The sequence below is a fragment of the uncultured Alteromonas sp. genome (genome assembly GCF_963976965.1).
Lineage (GTDB): Bacteria > Pseudomonadota > Gammaproteobacteria > Enterobacterales > Alteromonadaceae > Alteromonas > Alteromonas naphthalenivorans.
In genome coordinates this window covers 1-19,640 of record NZ_CAXBMP010000013.1, presented here as the reverse complement: position 1 = coordinate 19,640, position 19,640 = coordinate 1, and the positions used below count along the sequence as shown (strand labels likewise).

The window sequence follows — 19,640 nt, the reverse complement described above, 5'->3', positions numbered from 1 at the left end:
TCCTTTAAGTTTTTCTAAAAAACCTCTAAAATAAATTACGGGTGAGAATTGTTCTCATTAGTATTTACATTCATTTACTACTTGAATACACTTCGATTCCTAAACACACACAGGGAATACACACACAATGAAAAATAAAACGTTAACGATGGGTGCACAAACCATTGCTGCGGCCTTAGCTTTCGGACACGGCGCTGCAATTGCACAAACTCAAGAAACTGAAATCTGTAAAGATAAAACCGAAGCGGAGTGTAAAGCGCAACAAGACGAAATTGAGCTAATTCGCATCCATGGTGTTCAGCAGTCTATCTATCGCTATGACAAGTCTGGCGACCCGCGTCGTTTAGCCGACCTTGTTGATACACCACAAACCATTAGTGTTCTTACACAAGACCAAATTCAAGAAAGTGGTAAAACTGACCTTAAAGATATTCTTGCTGCGCAAGCCGGTGTAACTCTTGGTACAGGTGAGAATGGTAATGCTTTTGGTGATCGCTATGTAATACGTGGCCACGAAGCACGCAGCGATGTTTTTGTTGATGGTTTGCGTGACCCAGGTATGACTACCCGTGAAAGTTTCGCCACCGAACGTGTTGAAATTACTAAAGGCCCAAGTTCAACATTTGCTGGCCGCGGTTCATCAGGCGGTGCGGTAAACAGCATTACGAAAAAAGCCTCTACTAGCTATAACTTTGGTCGTGTTGATGCCGCCATTGGTACCGATGAGCACACGCGCTTAACGGTAGATTTGAATAAGACCTTAACGGAAAACAGTGCAATTCGTGTTAATGCACTTACGTCTCAAGAAGACAAGCCGGGTCGCGAAGGCATTGAACGTGGACGTGATGGTGTTCAGCTTTCTTATGTACTAAACCCTAACGACAGACTGTCTTTCATTGGTGATGTTTATTACCTTAATGCAGAAGATAAGCCTGACTTAGGGAGCTACTACGATCGTGACGCGGGTTATCCGTTAGAAGATATTCCTGTTTATGCACAAGATGACGACTTCCAAAACTCAGAAGTCACCACTTTTACCTTCCGTACCGAATACGAAATTAGCGACAATGTTCGTTTTTATAACGCGACTCGTGCAGGTAACACTGAAAACGAATACGTAACGACCGGTATGAGTGCAACAACCCGTGATGATTCTGATGAAACAGCACCAGGTGTAGATACACTTCGACTTAGCACGCACCAAGGCTGGCAAGAAGTAGATTACTTCACGACTCAATTTAACCTTTTCTGGGACACGTCATTTGCAGGCTTAGATCACCGTTTAGTATTTGGTTTTGAGTACAGCGATGAATCGGTTGATAACGGTGTTTTTGATATTGAAAACCTAAATACTAACTGTGCAATTGGTGGTCGTCGTGGCGTATCACAAAGCTATTGTATCCTTGATGGTGATGGAAACCTTATCGATAACATCGGGTCATTAATGGACAGAACCATTGAACGTGGTGATGAAGATGCCCTTTTCGATATTGAAACCTATGCCATTTACGCCATGGATACCTTTGCGTTAACCGATAAGTTAGACGTGTTCTTTGGCCTACGTATGGATAGCTACGACTATAGCAACCAAACTAGTAGCGACCTTTATGAGTTTTCTGATGAGTTGTTTAACGGGCACTTAGGTTTAGTATATGACATTACTGAACACGGTAATGTTTACGCCTCTTACAGCACAGCAACGAACATTAATGGCGGCGAGTCTGACCTAGGCGCAAACTGTGGTTACGGTGGACTATGTGGTACGCCTGAGCAAGCTGCGCAAGCTGATCCAGAGCATGTTGAAAACATCGAAATTGGCACAAAATGGATGCTATTTGATGAAAAATTGATGGCAAATGCATCAATCTTCCGTATTACAAAAAGCGATGTACATGAAAGTATCGGTGAAGATGACTACTCAACCATTGGTACATTAAACACGGGTGAAAACCGCGTTGAAGGTGTTGAGTTTGGTGTTAGCGGTGATATTACTGAGAAGTTTAGTGTTCAAGCCTCAGCCGCCTTCATGGACTCAGAAGTACTAGATTCATTCACAGAATCTAACATTGGTCTTACATTAAGTAACTTTGCTGACGAAAGCTTCTACTTACAACTGCGTTATCAACCCAATGAAAAGTTCGCTTTTGGTGGTGACTATACGTACAAGTCTGAAATGTTTGGTGGCCAACCTGACACTGCGGCAGGTTACGATGCTGATACGGGTGAATACTCAATTGTCGTTCCTGACTATCAAGTATTTAACTTGTTTGCGAACTACTACGCGTCTGAAAAACTAACGTTCCGTGTTAATATCGGTAACTTGTTCGATGAAGAATACTGGACTGCCGCTTATCGCTCTGGTGCCTTCATGTACATTGGTGACGGCCGTAACGTAACCGGTACGGTAAACTACGAGTTCTAAGTTAGTTTAAAGAGAAACGCAAAAAATGATCATTATTGATAACCTACTAGACGCTGACCAAGTAGAGCAATATCGGGCTGCTTTAGCCGATGTACCATTTAACGATGGAAAAGCGACCGCAATGGGCATGGCAGCAGGGGTTAAAAATAATGGTCAAGCTGATGCGCAGCACGCTACGGTTCAAGCCCTTGCCAACAACTTGTTGGCAAGCCTCGGCAACCACCCGCAAGTAGTCTCTGCTGCGCTACCTCAGCGCATTTTCCCTCCTTGTTTCAACCGTTACAGTGAATCACAAACCTACGGCTATCATGTAGATGCCGCAATCATGCGCATTCCCAATACCCCCGATGTTTTGCGTAGCGATATGTCGATGACGGTGTTTTTATCTAGCCCAAGCGATTGCGAAGGCGGAGAGTTAGTTATTCAGACTGGGTTCGGCGAGCAGAAAGTCAAAGGTAACCTAGGTAGCGCTGTACTCTACCCTTCCTCAAGTTTACATAAGGTTACTCCGGTAACTCGCGGCGAGAGAATTGCCGCTATTACGTGGATGCAAAGCATGATTAGCGACCAAACTATTCGTGAAAGCTTGTATGAGCTAGACCAAAGCATTCAGTCTTTGGTGCAAGGCGGTAAAGCCAACAGAGAAGAACTCGATAAACTTCATCACGTATACCACAACCTCATTAGAAAATTCTCCATCGTGTAAACTGGACAAAACCTTACCCGTTGCGCAAGGTTATTCTTGTAGGTATGTTTTGACTGTGTCGATCTTGCCAATAGTATTTTATTGAGCGTTTTCCTAACTCATTAACATGTGACGCTTAGAATACTGTGAAATAAACCAGCTTTACCTCCGGTCTCTATATGACTGAAAAAAAAGCTTTTAGCAAAAGATAGGGTTACTCTTAGATGAATGAAATAATGTGTGGAACGTGCTTTTTTACACCTAACACTTGCTGGATTAAGCGCGTGGCGAAAAACGTGAATAAGCTTGCTGTGCTAGCCGCTCTTGCCTCTGTAGCTTTTATTGCAATGCTGGCGCCATTTAATGCGCTAGCAAATAATGTAACCGCATCAATAACGCTATTAGACGCCGAGCAGTCCCCGGTTAAAGACGGCGTTGTTATCTTCACCCCCTTATTTGATTTACCCAGCACAGAAACTAACCACTCAGAAGCAGAATCAACACCTAAAACTGCGATTATGAATCAAATCAATAAGCAGTTTGCCCCTCATGTACTTGTAGTACAAAAGAACACAGAAGTTACCTTCCCTAACGCCGATAACGTGTTCCATCATGTTTATTCTTTTTCACCCACCAAGCAGTTTGAGCTAAAGCTCTACAAAGAATTTACTGCCGAACCATTGTTCTTTGAGCAAGCTGGAATTGTGGATATTGGCTGCAACATTCACGATTGGATGCTAGGTTACATCGTTATTGCTGATAGCCCTTATTTTTTAAAAACCGCAGATGACGGAAATGCTGACATCTCACTTCCCACTGGCAAATACAGTGTTGAGTTTTGGCACCCTAACGCGCCAAACGAAACGCCCTTTATTGAAACTGAAATTGAGTTGAACAGCGATAAAAACTTCACGCTAACGTTATCGAAAGTGATAGCAAGCGATGATGATTTTGATGATGGTTTCGGTGATTATTAATGCTGAGCCGTTGTATTTTCGTTGTTTTTTGCTTCATCAATTTTCACGCTTTTTCAGATACAAGGTTGTTGCTTAGAGGTAGTATTCTTTCAGCAGATAATGCTGACACATTTCAAACAAATGGCGCCTCCCACCAGCGCTTTGAAAATAACGCAGTTGCGTTATCTCAAGCGGTGCTAGCGTATAATAAAGTGTTAAGCGATAATTGGCAGTTTCATGCTGTGGCCAATGGATATAGCGATGGAGAACAAAAACTCGGGGTTAGCCAACTCTATACTCAATACCGACCACTCACTGCATCCACCATTAAACCAGAAGTTAAGCTCGGCTTTTTCTACCCTGCAATTTCTGCTGAAAACACCGACATGGGGTGGCTGTCACCACACTTTTTATCTAATTCAGCCATTAACAGCTGGATAGGCGAAGAGCTTAGAACGTTTGGTGTAGAGGCAAGCTTAAGACAAAACGGAAGGCAAGTTAGACGTGACTGGTCATGGAAAGTAATAGGGAGCCTATTTAAGGGTAACGACACCACAGGCACCTTGTTATCATGGCGCGGCTTTGCGCTGCACGACAGGCAATCGCTGAACAATGATAGAGTAAAATTCACTCCTATTCCTGGCGTGGTATCGGAAGCGGGGATCGGTGCTCCAGCATGGACAGACCCCTTTCGTGAAATTGATACGAAAACAGGTTATTACGTGGGGGCGCATTTAGCCCATAAGCGCCGTTCAGAGTTACGTTATTATTATTACGACAACCGCGCCAATCCACTCATTTTCGACCCTGACAAAATATACGCATGGCGCACGCGATTTCACGCATTAACCCTTCGTCATATGCGTAACCGCAATGTCACCTTTTTCGGGCAAGGGCTGATAGGTGACACTTTGATGGGGGAAGACATTGTTAATAACGACTTTTACGCGGCCTACATTGCTGCAACGTATACCCATGAAGCACATCAACTTTCTACACGTTTAGATTGGTATCAAGTGATAGATAACGACAGCACCATAGATGACCCCAACAACAGTAGAGGGGAAGCCATTACCGTTAATTACACTTATGCTATGAGCTCGAAAATAGCAATATCAGCCGAGTGGCAAGTGAATCGAGGCCGCCAAGAAAATCTACGATTTTTAAACGCTACATCGGTATCTAGTGAAACCTTCCACGAAAACCTGCTTCAGCTCGCAGTTACCTACCGCATCGACTGAACAGAACTAATCATCGTTACCATTAGATTTAGACTTATCGAGCGACTTATCGAGCGACTCATCGGGTACGTTTTTGACCATCATTCGTTCTTTGCGGCGCGTCATCATTTTCGCCAATCTGCGCATACTTACCGTTGTGTCTTTTTCATCAATAATATCTACGCCCAGCAAGCGCTCTAGCAAATCTTCAAGAGTAATCACCCCTTCCAACCCGCCATACTCATCTACCACTAAAAGCATATGAACATGTTTATCGATAAAATGGTCGAAGGTTATCGACAAAGGCATAGAGCCTAATATGGTCACCATGTCTTTAGCATATTCTGACAATGGTTTATCGGTATTCCCGCGCGCTTGCGCCACAAGCAAATCTGAACGCATGACATAACCGGTGATGTTTTCCGAATCTTTGTCTTCATAAACAGGAATTCGTGAATACTCAATATGCGCGTGTTTATGGAAAAACACTTCTACCGTCATCGACTCTGCCACTGAAAACAACACTGTACGATGTGTTATGGCATCTTTTACTTTTAATTCGTGCAAGCTTAACAAGCTTTGTAAAAATACCGCCTCGTGGTTGGCCAACTGCCCTTCTTGACCTGATAGCTCGGCCATGGCGTGAAGTTCTCCGCGACTTAACCCTCGAAGTGGGCTGTCATCTTTAAAACCACGGGTAAGCAATTCAGACATCACCACAAAAGGTTTAAGAATTATAATTAGATACTTGAGGAAATAGGCTGTCACTGGCGCTAATCCACGCCAATAGGTTGCACCGACGGTTTTAGGAATTATTTCAGAAAAAACCAAGATAAGCAGCGTTAATACCGCTGAAATCACACCTAAATATGCTTCGCCAAACACACTAGCAGCCTGTGCACCCGCACCAGCAGCACCCATGGTATGCGCAATGGTATTCAACGTTAGAATTGCCGATAGCGGCGTATTGATATTATCGGTTTGCTTTCGTAGCAATATGCCGCTAGGCCGATTCTCTTTTTCTAAAACAGAGATATAGGCTGAGGACACACTTAATATGACTGCCTCAGCAATTGAGCATAAAAAAGAGAAGCCCAAGGCAATCAATACATAAACGATGAGTAAAAACATGAGTCCTTTCCGATAATCGGAGTATGAAGCAAACGACCATTATGCAAGCCTTAACCGGACTTACAAGAGCGCAGGTGAATTAAATACGAATACCGAGTAATTTACTCATAAATACAGGTATCCATATACTAAATTACCTAACCATTATTACCTTTGTGTTAACCACAACAGTCTTGATGGTTTTCTTCACGCTGTGCCAACCTAGCATTGACTTTTTTAACGCCCAATCGAGCCATTAGTGCAGCAAGAAGAATAGCGCACGCTGCATAGAGCGCTTGAATGTTAGCACCATGACTGTGTAGTTGGCTTTCCATATGAATTAAGCCTTCTAATGACAATGCTGACACCGCGTAATTAAGCAAATAGCCAAACCCAATACTGGCTGTGATTACACTAAACAAATACAAACACAGGGTTCTAAAACCCATTTCTTGTTTGATCATGCCCATGGTAGAAACATTAGTAGCCGGCCCTGCCATGAGAAATACCAGCACCGCGCCAGGAGATAACCCAGCAGCTAAAAAACCCACTGCAAGCGGCGTAGATGCCGTGGCGCAAATATACATAGGAATGCCAATGATGGCCATGACCAACATAGCGATAACCCCATCACCCCATTGAGTGAGAAAGTCTGTTGGTACCCAAGTTTTGATGGCTGCGGCTAAGGCTAGGCCAATAAGTAGCCATACCACAATATCTTCCAGCAATTTACCCGAGGCATAACGAAGCACTTGGGTAAGTTTGTTTGCTTGTTTTACTGATTCACCCTGAGTAGTGGCCGTGCCATCGCAACAACGTGTGGTTGGCTTTTCACTAGCACAACAACTCGTTTGCGCTTTATCCAACGATGCGGCTTCTTCTTGCTCTGGAGCTACAGAGGATTCACTTGAACAGCAAGATACACTGCCCGCGTGTTTATGTGGGTGCTGATGAGAGCCTTTATGAGAGTGAGTATGTGAATGTGCCGGTTTCTGAGACTTAGCGCCATCAAACCATCTCACCATAAGACCAGCATAGATTGCGCTAGCAATAGCGGCTATTGGCCTAACGATGGCGTACAGGGGGCCTAGTAATGCGTAAGAAACAGAAACACTGTCAACCCCTGTTTCAGGCGTAGAAACTAGAAATGAAATTGTCGATGGTTTAGAGGCGCCACTTCTACGCAGCCCTATCGCAGCGGGAATAACGCCACAAGAACATAAAGGTAATGGAGCACCTATTACCGCGGCTTTCGTGATAGAGGCGGTTGAGCTGCTTCCCATGTGGCGCTCTAAAAAGCTGACCGGCACTAATTCGTGCATAATACCCGCCACCAGCAGGCCAAGTAACAGCCACGGAGCAGACTCCATAAATAGGCTGATGAAATTTTGCACTAATAGCATTAGGTCAGTCATACCACTCCAAACGAACCGCGTTGAACATTTATATTTTTCACATGCTGATTTGCTTTGCCGACTTGCTATCCGACTTCCGACTTCCGACTTCCAGCTTAATGTGCCAATTTACTTGGCGGTAAATCTACCAAATCAGGCGAATGCGTATGATAGCAAATTTACGCGCCTACCGTGAATGAACGAGAAGTAATCCACCTCATCGAATAACCCGATTGCCTACAAAAAAGCCGACGCAGAGAATAACGCTCTACGTCGGCTTTGTATAAAGCTAGCGCTCAACAATGTTGTGATAGCGGCTAGCTACTATTTTTACCGCTGTTGCTATTCCTTCTCGCCCACTTCGTCTTGATGTCCGCTACGAAGTTTAGCCACAACAGACCATGCTTCGAGCATCACCAACACAGACACCACTAGCACCACAGCATCTAGGAAAACTAATAGGTAATTTTCAGCAAGATAATATTCTTTAAGTTTAATTAGCCCAGCAAAGAAAGCCATGACCAAAACGAATACCATGGGTATTAATGTGTAACGGGCTGGTCTTCCCATCTTAATCAGCATGACTGAAATAACCAACAAGGTAAGACTAGCCAGTATTTGGTTTGTAGAGCCAAACAGCGGCCAAATGATCATACCGCCACCGCCTGAAGAACCACCTGCGCCGAACGCTAGCAGTAAGCAACAAGCAACCGCTAAGAAAGTGGCGACCACACCATTTTTAAGTGCTGACAATTTATAAATATCGCCCCACTCTTGAATAATGTAGCGCTGAAGACGAACACCAGAATCCATAGTTGTGCCCGCGAACAACACGACCATTACCGCCAGTATGGTTGATGAGAAAGCTTCCTGCAGCCCCCACCCTTGATGAATAAGCGCCGCGCCGCCGCTAATAAACGCACCTACGCTACCTGCACCTAAGTGACTGTAGACTTCATGCCACTCTTCTGGAGAGGCCGCAAACGCCACACCACTAACCGCAACAATGGTAATTAACGCCAAAGAACCTTCACCGATCGCCCCTAAATAACCCACGAAGCGTACATCAGTTTCCTTGTCTAACTGCTTTGAGCTGGTGCCTGAAGCCACAATACCATGAAAGCCTGACACTGCACCGCAGGCTATAGTGACGAACAATAAGGGAATTAAGCTAGGAGAGTCCATGGCCGTCTGTGTATTGAAAGCTGGCGCTGTAATGTCTGGCATAGCAAAGAAGACCGCGCCATAAAGTAAAAATAGGCCAACCAACAGCTGCATACCGTTAATAAAGTCACGGGGTTGAAGCAACATCCACACGGGTAATAAAGACGCAATGGCAGCGTAGATAAACAGGATAACGATCCAGTTCGCTTTGTCAGCTAAACCGAACATGGTTTCAGGCAAGCTAATCGGGATATAGCTACCAGCATAAACCGAGGCGTAAAGCACCACGATACCCACAAGGCAAAGAGGAATTAAACCAAAGTTACGTTTTAATAGCTGGCCAATAACAAGCGCTACGGCAATGGCTGTCCAGGCTGGGAAAACCGCATTAGGCTGAGAGACAAACGAGTTTGCTATCACCACGCCAAACACGGCATTAACCATTAACAGTACTAAAAAGACAACAATCATAAACAATGAACGAGAACGCTTGCCGATAACACTTTCAGACAAAGCTCCCATCGATTTACCCTTGTGACGCGCACTCGCCCACAAGGCCCCCATATCATGCACACCTGCAAACAATATGGTACCGAAAATAACCCAAAGTACGGCAGGCACCCAGCCCCAGTACACAGCGATAGCTGGCCCTACAATTGGCGCAGCCCCAGCAACTGACGTAAAGTGATGCCCCCAGAGCACCACTTTATTAGTAGGTACAAAATCTTTACCATCCTGCAGCTCGTGAGCAGGCGTAGTGAAGTTATCGTCTAGTTTAAATATTTTCGTGGCAATAAATTTCGAGTAAACGAACCACCCGAGGAGCATGCCCACGATCCCGAGTAATACTATGGCTATTGACTGCATATTATTGTCCTGTGTCGATGTTGCACCGCATTATTCAATTTCTTTTTTGAACGCATATACAACGCTTTTCTGTCGTTAAAAAACGCTTATTTAAACATTAAAACATTATTTACTTTTTCACGTCGCCATATTAGACCAAAGTCTATTGTGGTAGCAGCTTTTTTACACTGCTCGTACCATGCTAGTTTTGTGGCTTTTACCAATCATTTACAACAAAAATAGCAGGCTTAAAGAAAATAGCTGCTAAATATAGCGTTAATCTTACCTACACCCTTCAAATACCGCTCAGTCTCGTTTATAAAGGCTCATCAATAAATAATTCTATTAATAAGCAGTTATGGCATCACCAAAATTTCATATGGCCGTCCGTAAATATCACCGATGGTTAGGCTTTTTCTTAGCAGGCATAATGGCAATCTATGCTATCAGTGGCGTGTTACTCATTTTTCGCCCCACCGATTTCCTGAAATTCGATAAAACTGAAGTCCGTCAGTTGTCTCTAGACTTGAACGGAAAACAGGTAGCTTCGAAGATTAAGGTAAAAGGTTTAAAGGTAGTTGAAGAGAATGACAGCCAAGTTGTGTTAAATATGGGCAGCTACAACAAAACAGACGGTGTCGCTACTATTACTCGTAAAGACTATCCTCTTGTTTTGGCAAAAATGGTTAAGCTTCACAAGGCGACGAATAACAGCCCATTATTCTGGTTGAACATTAGCTTTGGCGTTGCGCTTTTGTTTTTCGTCATCTCTGCATTTTTGATGTTTATGCCTAAGCTGCCTATGTATAAAAATGGGCTTAAAATAGCGGGATTAGGTGCAGTAGTGGCTGTACTTGTGGTGATGTTCGGCTCATAACTTCACGTGTTCGAACCGCTGTGGTGTGGTTCGAACACTTTTTAGCACATGCTTGAACCCTGTGGTAACGTATCTGAATAGTAACGATCTCGTACGCTCACTATCAGGGAAGATTTATGCCGCGCCACTATAACCATCTTTTCGCTGTAAGCACGCTTGTATTAGGTGCTCTCACTTCGGCTTTACTCGAGTTACAACGCACTTCAAAGGTAGCAGCGCATCTGCACGGTGAGCGTGTATGAACTTTGTCGATTTCACAGTAGTGGCTATCTACCTCGTGGGTTTGTTAATCATGGGGTTTGTGTTTCGAAAACAGGTGAGTAAAAAAGATTACTTTCTTGCTAATCGGCAGCTGGGCTGGAAGCCTCTCTCCCTTTCCATTATGGCCACGCAGCTATCTGCAGTTAGCTTTATTTCGGCCCCTGCTTTTGTGGGGCTAAGAGAAAATGGTGGCCTTATTTGGTTGTCATACGAGCTTGCCCTTCCCCTTGCCATGCTAGCCCTACTCTATTTTATCTTGCCTACCTTGTATCGCTCAGGCGTAGTCAGCGTCTATGACTTTTTAGAGCAACGCTTTGGCCGCTCTTCTCGGGTGCTCATTAGCGTGGTGTTTCAAATAAGCCGTTCTTTTGCCACCGCCGTCATGATTTATGCGATTTCTATCATACTGCAAAGCACCATGGGCTTAGCGTTCTGGCAAAGCGTGCTGTTAATTGGGGTTATAACCCTCATTTACTCCTTACAAGGTGGCATGAAAGCCGTTGTGTATGGTGACGCCGTGCAAATGGTATTGATAGTCGCAGGGGCGTTGGTGTGTTTGGGCTTTGGGCTATATCACATAGGCGGTTGGACAAGCTTTCTTGAGCAAGTTCAGCCAGAACGACTCTCTACATTAAACACCGCATCTTATGGGTTTGATGGTGAAGGTTTCGGCCTGCTGCCCATGATTTTTGGTGGCATCGTGTTATACGCTTCGTATTACGGCTGCGACCAATCAGAAGCCCAGCGTTCGCTGTCGGCCAAGAGCCTAGCTGATTTGAAGAAAATTATCATGGCTGCCAGCTTCTTACGTTTCCCTATCACGTTAATTTACTGCTTTGCAGGGTTAATCATTGGCACATTAGCGCTGACCACCCCAGAATTTCTTGCTCAAATTCCTGACGACCAACCCGATTGGCTGATGCCTATCTTTATAGTTAACTACCTTCCAAACGGAATTTTAGGTTTGTTGTTAGTAGCCATTTTAGCCGCGGCCATGTCCTCTTTAAGTTCAGCAATTAATAGCTTAGCGGCGGTATCTGTTGAAGATTATTGTCGAGTTGCGGGCAAAACACTGTCACCAGAGAGTACCCTTCAGGTTGCTAAGTATGTTGGCATGTTTTGGGGTTTGCTTACGTTGGGTTTGTCCTTTGTGGTAGATGATATTGCCCCTACTATTATTGAGGCCATCAATAAGATTGGCTCTGTATGTTACGGGCCTATTCTTGCGACATTCTTTCTAGGCGTGTGCACAAAACACCTTTCGGCAAAGCAGGTGAATACTGGGCTTATTGCTGGCGTGCTTTTAAACATCTATCTGTGGCTAGCCCAACCAGATGTATTTTGGTTTTGGTGGAACGTGATTGGTTTTTCAACCGCGCTTGGTGTTTCACTGGGAGTGTATTGGCTTAGTCACAAAAAGGTTAAACAGCCCTTTATTAACACCCGCCAGGATGTACTCACTAAAACCAATATAGCGGCACTCATTACTTGGTGTGTTGTGCTGATTGGTATTTGTATCGCATTACCTGTGATGCTTAGTCAATAACGACACGACCTATGTCGGGCTGTTTATGTTGCTATCTGTCATTATCGGCGGTTAGTCGCTACTTTTAGTACACACGCTTAGTAGAAATTGCTTAAGCTCTTGGTATACAGAGTGAGATTCTGGGGTTTCATAAGCAACAACGTAATCGGCATGGGATAACCCTTCGAAAACCTCTAACTGGGTGCGTACTTGTGCATCACGTAGCTTACGATTCACCCGCACCGTATCGCTTAGAAACATATCTCGCGTGCCAGATATTAAAAACGTAGGCGGGAAGCCAGCAAAATTGCCATAAAGAGGGGAAATAGAGGAGTGGGTTAAGCTTTCGCTTCCAGCATATAGATTAGCCGCTGCTTCCAAAAACCCTTGGTATGTCACCAAAATACGATCAACACCTTCATTGGTATAAAGGGTATCGCCGGTTTTCGTCAAATCAGCCCAAGGGGTGCCCGCATACACTGCTGCTGGCAACGGTTGCTTGTCAGCAATAAGCGTTTGCACGGCAGCAAGCACTAAACCTGCTCCTGCAGATGTGCCACCTATAAAAAGATTCTGTGCGCCATGTTCTGCAGCCACGCTGCTATAAACCGACACTACATCGTTAAGTGCTGCTGGAAATGGCGCATGAGGTGGCATGCTATAATCGATACTAATCACTGTAATACCCACTCTATGGGCAATTAACAAGCTTTCTTCTATGCTGGGCAGCCCGGAAAAAAACACGTAAGCGCCACCGTGTACGTCAATAAATACCTTGTTTTTAAATTCAGGGGCAATGGTCTTTGGCGTAAGTCGCCTGACCGGTACGCCATTAATTTTTTCCAAAGACACATCAACATCAAACTGCTTGCGCATTTTTTTGATTTTCTTTTTCTGATCTGCATTTCTTATTTGAATCAATTCACGCCACTGCTCTATAGATTGAGGCGTGTTGTTAATGACTTCATCAACTGACGGCATGGGGTATTGAGAAATCGCGCTTTTAAGTTCATCGCTTGAAGCACTTGGCAGCGGTAACGTTTTAGCTGGCACGGTTAACGGAGATTCATTAGAGATTTTGACTGTATCGGCCTTTTGTTTACTCGCACTGGCCGTATCAGTGTTGTGGGTAGAAGCCCCAGATGTAGAAGCCGAAAAGGTCATTGATACCACCAAAATGAAAAAGGCGAAGGAAAAGGTAAGTAGGTTCATGCGTAAAACGCTTTTATATTATCAAGATTGTTATAACCGATAGACTCACCCGTATATTGTTACTTTTCAACAATAATCACTATTATTAATAGTTACGCGAGTGGCTTGCACGAAAAAAGCTATGGGCGATTGCGACCATATTCATCATGACTGGATACCCACTCATCTGCCACTACCGCCGCACCTAACGATAGCTCGCCGCATAATACAGTAGCAGCAATGATCTCAGCCAACTTATTCACGCCACCTTTGCCATAACACCCTAGCGTTTCTAAGCACTCTCGCTGCGTAGCTAACCCTGTACCGCCGCCATAAGATGCTACGACGAGTGAAGGGATAGTAATAGAAAAATAATAATCGCCATTCGGCGTAATTTCACTGTAGGTATACCCTGCTGATGATTCGGCTACATTTGCGACATCTTGGCCGCAGGCTATAAACAGTGCGGTAATCCCATTGGCAAAGTGGGCTCCATTGCTCACGCTGCCTGCCACAAATGCCCCCATGTTAGACAACTGGCGTTGCTTGAATAGCGCTTCAGGCGAGCAATGCATTAATGATTTCATTAAATCAGCAGGAATAGTGGCCTCGGCCACCACGCGCTTACCTCGGGTATGTAGCGAATTCACAAAAGAGTGTTTTTTGTCGGTATCTAAATTACCCGATAGGGCAAAGTGTTCAAGCCCAGCTATGTGTTGCGCTTGCATCCATTGGCAAGCATGTCGCGTGGCCTTGCTAACCATGTTCTGCCCTGCCGCATCGCCACAGGTAAAGTTAAAACGTAACCAACGCATTTTTGATACGGCATACTGCTCGATATCACGCAGCTTACCTACCGAAGTCGTTTCTTCTGCTTTGGCTTTAATTAGTTCGAAGTTGTCAGTTACCCACTTCCCGAAAGCTAGTGCAGCGCGCGCATCTTCAAATACAAATACGGGAGCCCGCTGCATGGCATCATCAATAACGGTAGTTTTAACGCCCCCCGATTCAGCAGTTAACCGCATCCCCCTGTTATAACTGGCAACTAGCGTCCCTTCGGTAGTTGCCATTGGAACATAAAACTCCCCGTGAGCATCTACACCCTCGATGATCAATGGACCTGCTAACCCAATAGGCACTTGGGCGACACCGGTGAAGTGCTCTATATTGCCCGGCAAAGTATCTGGCTCGATTGAAAATGTACCGACATGATTCATTTCAGCGCCAGTTTTTTCTTTCACGAATTGACGCCGAGTTGCCGCCATCTCTGTGCTGTACTCACTGGAGTTCTGGTCATTGGATTTGCTTCGTGGGATCTTAGCCATAACACTTGCTTGTTAATTTAATGTTAACTCATTATGTTATGCCTTATGCTTCTATACCAATCAACCCTGTGTATTTTTACTCATAGCTATCCGCAATAGTATTATCTACACTTTCGTAACGCGTTTATTAAAGACGCAATTGGCTGGCATATTTTGGAGGTATATTTTGGAGGTAAACTTTTAATAGTTATAAACGCATAGGAGATGTTGACGGTGATAAGCGGATTTTTAGTTTTAATAAAGATCTCTGTGATAACGACCTTTATCGACAAGCATACTGTAGTACTGTTTACCAAGTACATCCTGTAAGGCAGCATCAACCCCCTTACCCATTCCTTCAAAATGACCGCACACATAAATTTGCGCGTTGCGACGAGCCTCAAAATTCACACCGCTACTATCATTAACACCTAGGAATACTTTCAAAGCATCAGCTTGTTCTACTATCAAGTGTTGTACATATTGATTTGGTGCAATATTTGGCTCTAAAGAAGGCTTTGAAAAAATCACAGAGCGTTTATGAATACACGATGCATTGTGAAAAGGAGATAGTGCTTTGGGCAAAATGTCATCTTTTTCTGGGCTTCGTTCACCGTAAAAAATCCACACTGGGCCGCCATCTTTAAGCATGGCTCGTTTAGCAAGTTGCGCTCTAACGCCTGCAATACCGCTTCCGGCCGCTATAAGCACTAATGGACACTGCGTATCGGTGATAACCGCATTCGTGTTTTTACGTATTTGCGCATAAACAGGCTGGTTCATCGGCAATTTGCTCGTTAAAAAACCAGAGCCATAGCCTAGTTCACCATGCTCTTTTCGTACTTCTCTTACTATCAGCTTCAAGTCATTTTCTTGCGGTGCCGACGCAATGGTGTACGAACGTCCTATTCGTTTTCTTGGGTGCCCGCTCGAGGGTTCTTTTAAGTGTCCGCTCGAGAGCTCTTTTAAGTTCTCGCTCGAAGGCTCTCTTAAGTTCCGGCTCGAGGGCTCTTTTAAGTTCCGGCTCGAGGGCTCTTGTAAAGAAAGGTACCCTTGCGTCATGTCAGGGTAGATATCAATGATATCCCCCGCTTCCCAAGTTAGTGGCACTTTACCAGCCTCACGGGCTGATGGCGGCTGCTTTAAGGTTATTGCATATAAACCACGGGTATCGTCTTGATTGAGCTGTTTGCGGTGTTCTAATACCCAAGGTTGCATTTGTTCAGATAATTCAGTCGCTAAAGAATCAAGATGGACTAAATGTTCACCTTTTCCACTATCTAATGTGGTGAGTGATGTTAATGGCGTGCCGCCCAGTAAGCTTACGTTCTCATAAAGAGCCACTGCAAAACGGCAAAACTGTTTGTATTCCCGACTTCCCAAACCGATAACTTCGTATGACAAGTTCGATAAAGGTGTGGCCCCACTCTTTTTGGCTCGCTGCAAAGCATGATAAAAGCGAGTGCCTGCATCTGGCGGCTCACCCTCACCATAAGTGCTAACTACAAACAGCGCCTTTGATACATTGCCGAGCATCGAAAGGTTTAACGACGCCATGGAAACCAAAGTAATCGTTTCACGCTCAGCCAATGCTGCGGCTTTAGCCCGCGCAATCTTTTCTGCGGTGCCGGTTTGGCTGGCATAAACAATAAGGGTTTGATTTTTACTATCGCGGCTATTTACATGTGTATTGTATGTTAGAGGATCGGTGACGGAGCGCTTTTTCCTATTCCTATAAAAAATCACCGCTACCCACAACACATAAAGCGTGATGCTAGATAGTGCAATAAGTAAACGGTGAGTTTCAGTCATGGTACTTTTAAAGTATCTCAGTAAATGCTTAAGCTTATAGCGGTAGCACTTCGAAAGTACCTGAGTAACTTCCCGTTCTTACCGTTGCTGGCTTTTCAGCTTTATCATCTTTATAACCAATTTCGATAAAATACATACCTGCTTGTGGCCAAGTAACTTCAAACTGCCCTTCGTCATTAGATGTTACCGAAATCGTTTCTTGGTCATTTCTGTAACGCATACCACCACGAACAACTTCAACTTCTGCACCTACTGCTGGTTCGCCGTCGATAAGCAAAGTAAAGGTAGCGGCTTCAGTAGCAAACAAATCATTCGGGTGAGTTACTGGAATAAGTTCTAAGCCTTCGTTAGTTGGTGTAAATACCTTTTCTGAAGGTTCACCAAGGGTTACAAAGGTTTCCACTCGACGAGAGCCTTGGGTAATACGTAAATCTGTTGCCTCTTTCGGTACTGATGTAGCAAACTCTTCAGCTACATAAGCTTCACCACTACCAGGCCACATTTTGCGCTTACCCTCGTCATCTTTCCAAAAGGCACGTATACCAGAACTGAAAGACGTGATCTTATAAGTGCCTTCCTGTTCGAGCTTTACATCGAAAGTGGTGCGATATTTCCCACGGGCACTATTTTCAGTCTCTTTTGTTTCGCCGTTTGGTGCAGTCACGACTAAGTCGTCAGTATTCATTGCGAAATGATCTGGGTGAAAGATAGTATTTGAGATAGCGGCATCAAATGTTACGTACGCTTCCTCACCCGATAGTACAGTTGAACTTGGTAATACCCATGCGCGGTGAGCGCTGGCAGAAAATGACACTGCTAATGTTGCGGCTATTGCAACGAATGATGTAGTAATTGATAATTTTTTCATAATGTTCTCTGAGAGTTTATTCATCTTCCAGACGCAATGAAACGCGCCCAATTTCTGATTTGCCTTCCACCGTAACGGGGAGTATTTTCGCTGATAAAGGGAGACTAAATGGAATAGACAATACTTCTCTGCCGCCCACTTCACGTGATGCTTCTACTCGAAGGGTATAATCTCCGTCACTCAACTTCGCTAAGGCGCTATTAAGTTGAGTATCGATGAGGTGCGTACCAGGACCTTTCGTCGCGCTGGTTAAACCGTCGAAAGGTAAATCTAAACTTCTACCACCACGACGCCACCATTGTCTAAGATCTTTAAGCCACTCTTTACCTTCGTGCTCACGCATATCGACGTCATACCACACCGCCACTTGAGTCGATTTACGCTTATTGTTTTCAATCCATACAGCCACGTACGGTTTATGATACTCAGCCACATCTAGCTGAGGTAAGGCTATATCAAGCGTTACTGACTGCGCAGCCATAGAGACTGACGAGGCTAACATAAGCCCTAGCGCACCAGACGCTATCGCAAGACCATTTCGCACTTTCATTTTTTCACTCCTTTTCAAGTTCACGCCCCAAAACCGCTAATGTACAAATAACAGCAAAATGACAAATGGGATTAATACGCCCAGAACAGTTACAGGCCAAGTTGAAGCTCTACTGGGTGCATGTCGCATAAGTAACTGCAAACCCGTGACACTAAAAATAATGCAGGCAACAGCAAAAATATCGATAAACCAAGGCCACACTACTCCCGTATTTCTACCTTTGTGCAGATCGTTGAAATACGAAATCCATCCTCTATCCACGCTTTCAAAAGTGACCATTTTAAGTTCACTATCTACAGCCACCCAACTATCTGTACCCGGACCAGGCCACGACGCATAATATTCAATACCGTCCCATTCACCCACCACCGAAATAGGGATAGCAACACCATACTTATCAGATACGAAATCCACCAAGACATCAGGAACAACAGCGTCACCCTCTGGCAACGCCACAAAGTCATCTATTATAGATGCAGGCAACGTAGCTTCTATTTCAGTCACTTTTTTATTGGCAGGAATATCTGCAGCGTGATTAAGGGTTATACCCGTTAAGGAAAACAGTAATATGCCGACAAGACACCACGCCCCACTTATCCAATGCCATTGTCTAATACTGCCTAATGAGAAGCGCATAAATGTTTTGCTATTCCTTATTCATGGCTATTTAATCTTTCGAGGCGATAGATAATACAGATTTTACGCAGCGACTCAATGCAAATGAGATTTATTCTCGTATTTGTCAGATACATGGGCCTGCCGTTATGACCTTCTTGACAGTATAAGTGCTTTGGCTGAGGCCTCATGGATGGGTTATCCCCTACTATACCAATAGTAGATGCTGGCATTTACAAGAGAGGGAGTATCCCCCATCTACAACCTCCCACAGCATAGATGCAGCTGCACAGGCTCCATTGATCGATTCACGCCGCGTTTCTGATGGGATTAATCACTATCTGAGTACGATGGCACGTTTAGAAGGAAGGACTTCGTGCGCCTCGGAGACTCTCTACAGCATAGATGCCGTAGCGAAGGCCCCATGGATGGGTTTACGCCGTGACCTTTACCCTACCAACAACAGTCTACTGTGTTGACAGAAGCGCCAGTAGAAGCCCATGTGAAACCCTCCGCAGCATGGAAGCTGCTGCGGAGGCTCCATGGATGGATTCACGCCGTGTTTCTGGTGGGGGCGAGTCCCTCTCACCTTGGTGGCTCCTTACGATGGTACGCTTTGGAAGGAAGGGCTTTGTGGGCCTCGGAAACTCTCTACAGCATGGATGCTGTAGCGAAGGCCCCATGGATGGGTTTACGCCGGGTTTACGAGGCGCACAAAGCCCTTCCCTACCATGTCCACTAAATTCCACGCACAAAAAAGGCGCTCAAATGAGCGCCTTCTTTTAATGCTTTGGTTTGCTTAGATTAAAGAATCTTAGCTACAACACCAGCACCTACAGT

The 19,640-nt window shown here is 44.7% G+C and carries 15 protein-coding genes; 6 read left to right on the top strand and 9 right to left on the bottom strand.

All coding sequences use genetic code 11. From position 1 onward, the window contains the following. Nucleotides 1-127: 127 nt before the first annotated feature. The 4 genes from AAC006_RS11525 (at nucleotide 128) to AAC006_RS11510 (ending at nucleotide 5,304) form a co-directional block, all read left to right on the top strand. Complete coding sequence (locus AAC006_RS11525) at nucleotides 128-2,422, top strand: TonB-dependent receptor (RefSeq protein WP_013786312.1); 2,295 nt, start codon at nucleotides 128-130, stop codon at nucleotides 2,420-2,422. Between the two features lie 25 nt (nucleotides 2,423-2,447). Further along, on the top strand, nucleotides 2,448-3,128 hold the full coding sequence (locus AAC006_RS11520) for a Fe2+-dependent dioxygenase (protein ID WP_339891359.1): 681 nt from the start codon (nucleotides 2,448-2,450) through the stop codon (nucleotides 3,126-3,128). 275 nt (nucleotides 3,129-3,403) lie between these two features. Then, a complete protein-coding gene (locus AAC006_RS11515) occupies nucleotides 3,404-4,084 on the top strand; it encodes a methylamine utilization protein (RefSeq protein ID WP_260563413.1) in 681 nt (226 codons plus the stop codon). Further along, nucleotides 4,084-5,304, top strand: coding sequence for a hypothetical protein (locus tag AAC006_RS11510; protein ID WP_013786315.1), 1,221 nt, complete (start codon nucleotides 4,084-4,086; stop codon nucleotides 5,302-5,304). The genes AAC006_RS11515 and AAC006_RS11510 overlap by 1 nt, the downstream gene beginning before the upstream one ends. Before the next feature lie 6 nt (nucleotides 5,305-5,310). Here the strand turns inward: AAC006_RS11510 and AAC006_RS11505 are convergent, their stop codons facing one another. The 3 genes from AAC006_RS11505 to AAC006_RS11495 form a co-directional block, all read right to left on the bottom strand. After that, complete coding sequence (locus AAC006_RS11505; RefSeq protein ID WP_126871720.1) at nucleotides 5,311-6,414, bottom strand: CNNM domain-containing protein; 1,104 nt, start codon at nucleotides 6,412-6,414, stop codon at nucleotides 5,311-5,313. A gap of 158 nt (nucleotides 6,415-6,572) precedes the next feature. Continuing rightward, nucleotides 6,573-7,808, bottom strand: a complete 1,236-nt coding sequence (locus tag AAC006_RS11500) for an SO_0444 family Cu/Zn efflux transporter (RefSeq protein WP_013786317.1) — start codon at nucleotides 7,806-7,808, stop codon at nucleotides 6,573-6,575. Nucleotides 7,809-8,129: 321 nt separating this feature from the next. Beyond that, nucleotides 8,130-9,818: a carbon starvation protein A gene (locus AAC006_RS11495; protein ID WP_208806221.1), complete on the bottom strand. Its 1,689-nt coding sequence runs from the start codon at nucleotides 9,816-9,818 to the stop codon at nucleotides 8,130-8,132. Between the two features lie 337 nt (nucleotides 9,819-10,155). On the opposite strand from AAC006_RS11495, the gene AAC006_RS11490 reads away from it, so the two are divergent. Continuing rightward, nucleotides 10,156-10,674 carry a hypothetical protein gene (locus AAC006_RS11490; RefSeq protein WP_126871719.1) on the top strand — a complete coding sequence of 173 codons (519 nt, stop codon included), beginning with the start codon at nucleotides 10,156-10,158 and terminating at the stop codon, nucleotides 10,672-10,674. Between the two features lie 238 nt (nucleotides 10,675-10,912). Continuing rightward, nucleotides 10,913-12,481, top strand: a complete 1,569-nt coding sequence (locus tag AAC006_RS11485; protein ID WP_126871718.1) for a sodium:solute symporter — start codon at nucleotides 10,913-10,915, stop codon at nucleotides 12,479-12,481. 51 nt (nucleotides 12,482-12,532) lie between these two features. On the opposite strand, the gene AAC006_RS11480 is transcribed toward AAC006_RS11485, so the two are convergent. From AAC006_RS11480 to AAC006_RS11455, 6 genes are all read right to left on the bottom strand, one after another. Further along, on the bottom strand, nucleotides 12,533-13,672 hold the full coding sequence (locus AAC006_RS11480; RefSeq protein ID WP_208806222.1) for an alpha/beta hydrolase: 1,140 nt from the start codon (nucleotides 13,670-13,672) through the stop codon (nucleotides 12,533-12,535). 119 nt (nucleotides 13,673-13,791) lie between these two features. Continuing rightward, the gene (locus AAC006_RS11475) at nucleotides 13,792-14,976 is read right to left on the bottom strand and encodes a hydroxymethylglutaryl-CoA reductase (protein WP_126871716.1); all 1,185 of its coding nucleotides are present in this window, start codon (nucleotides 14,974-14,976) and stop codon (nucleotides 13,792-13,794) included. Between the two features lie 234 nt (nucleotides 14,977-15,210). After that, nucleotides 15,211-16,767: a flavodoxin domain-containing protein gene (locus AAC006_RS11470; RefSeq protein WP_339891358.1), complete on the bottom strand. Its 1,557-nt coding sequence runs from the start codon at nucleotides 16,765-16,767 to the stop codon at nucleotides 15,211-15,213. Nucleotides 16,768-16,801: 34 nt separating this feature from the next. Then, nucleotides 16,802-17,635: a DUF4198 domain-containing protein gene (locus AAC006_RS11465; RefSeq protein WP_339891356.1), complete on the bottom strand. Its 834-nt coding sequence runs from the start codon at nucleotides 17,633-17,635 to the stop codon at nucleotides 16,802-16,804. 16 nt (nucleotides 17,636-17,651) lie between these two features. After that, complete coding sequence (locus tag AAC006_RS11460) at nucleotides 17,652-18,185, bottom strand: DUF2271 domain-containing protein (RefSeq protein WP_126871713.1); 534 nt, start codon at nucleotides 18,183-18,185, stop codon at nucleotides 17,652-17,654. A gap of 36 nt (nucleotides 18,186-18,221) precedes the next feature. Beyond that, nucleotides 18,222-18,821, bottom strand: coding sequence for a PepSY-associated TM helix domain-containing protein (locus tag AAC006_RS11455; protein WP_339891355.1), 600 nt, complete (start codon nucleotides 18,819-18,821; stop codon nucleotides 18,222-18,224). Nucleotides 18,822-19,640: the final 819 nt, after the last annotated feature.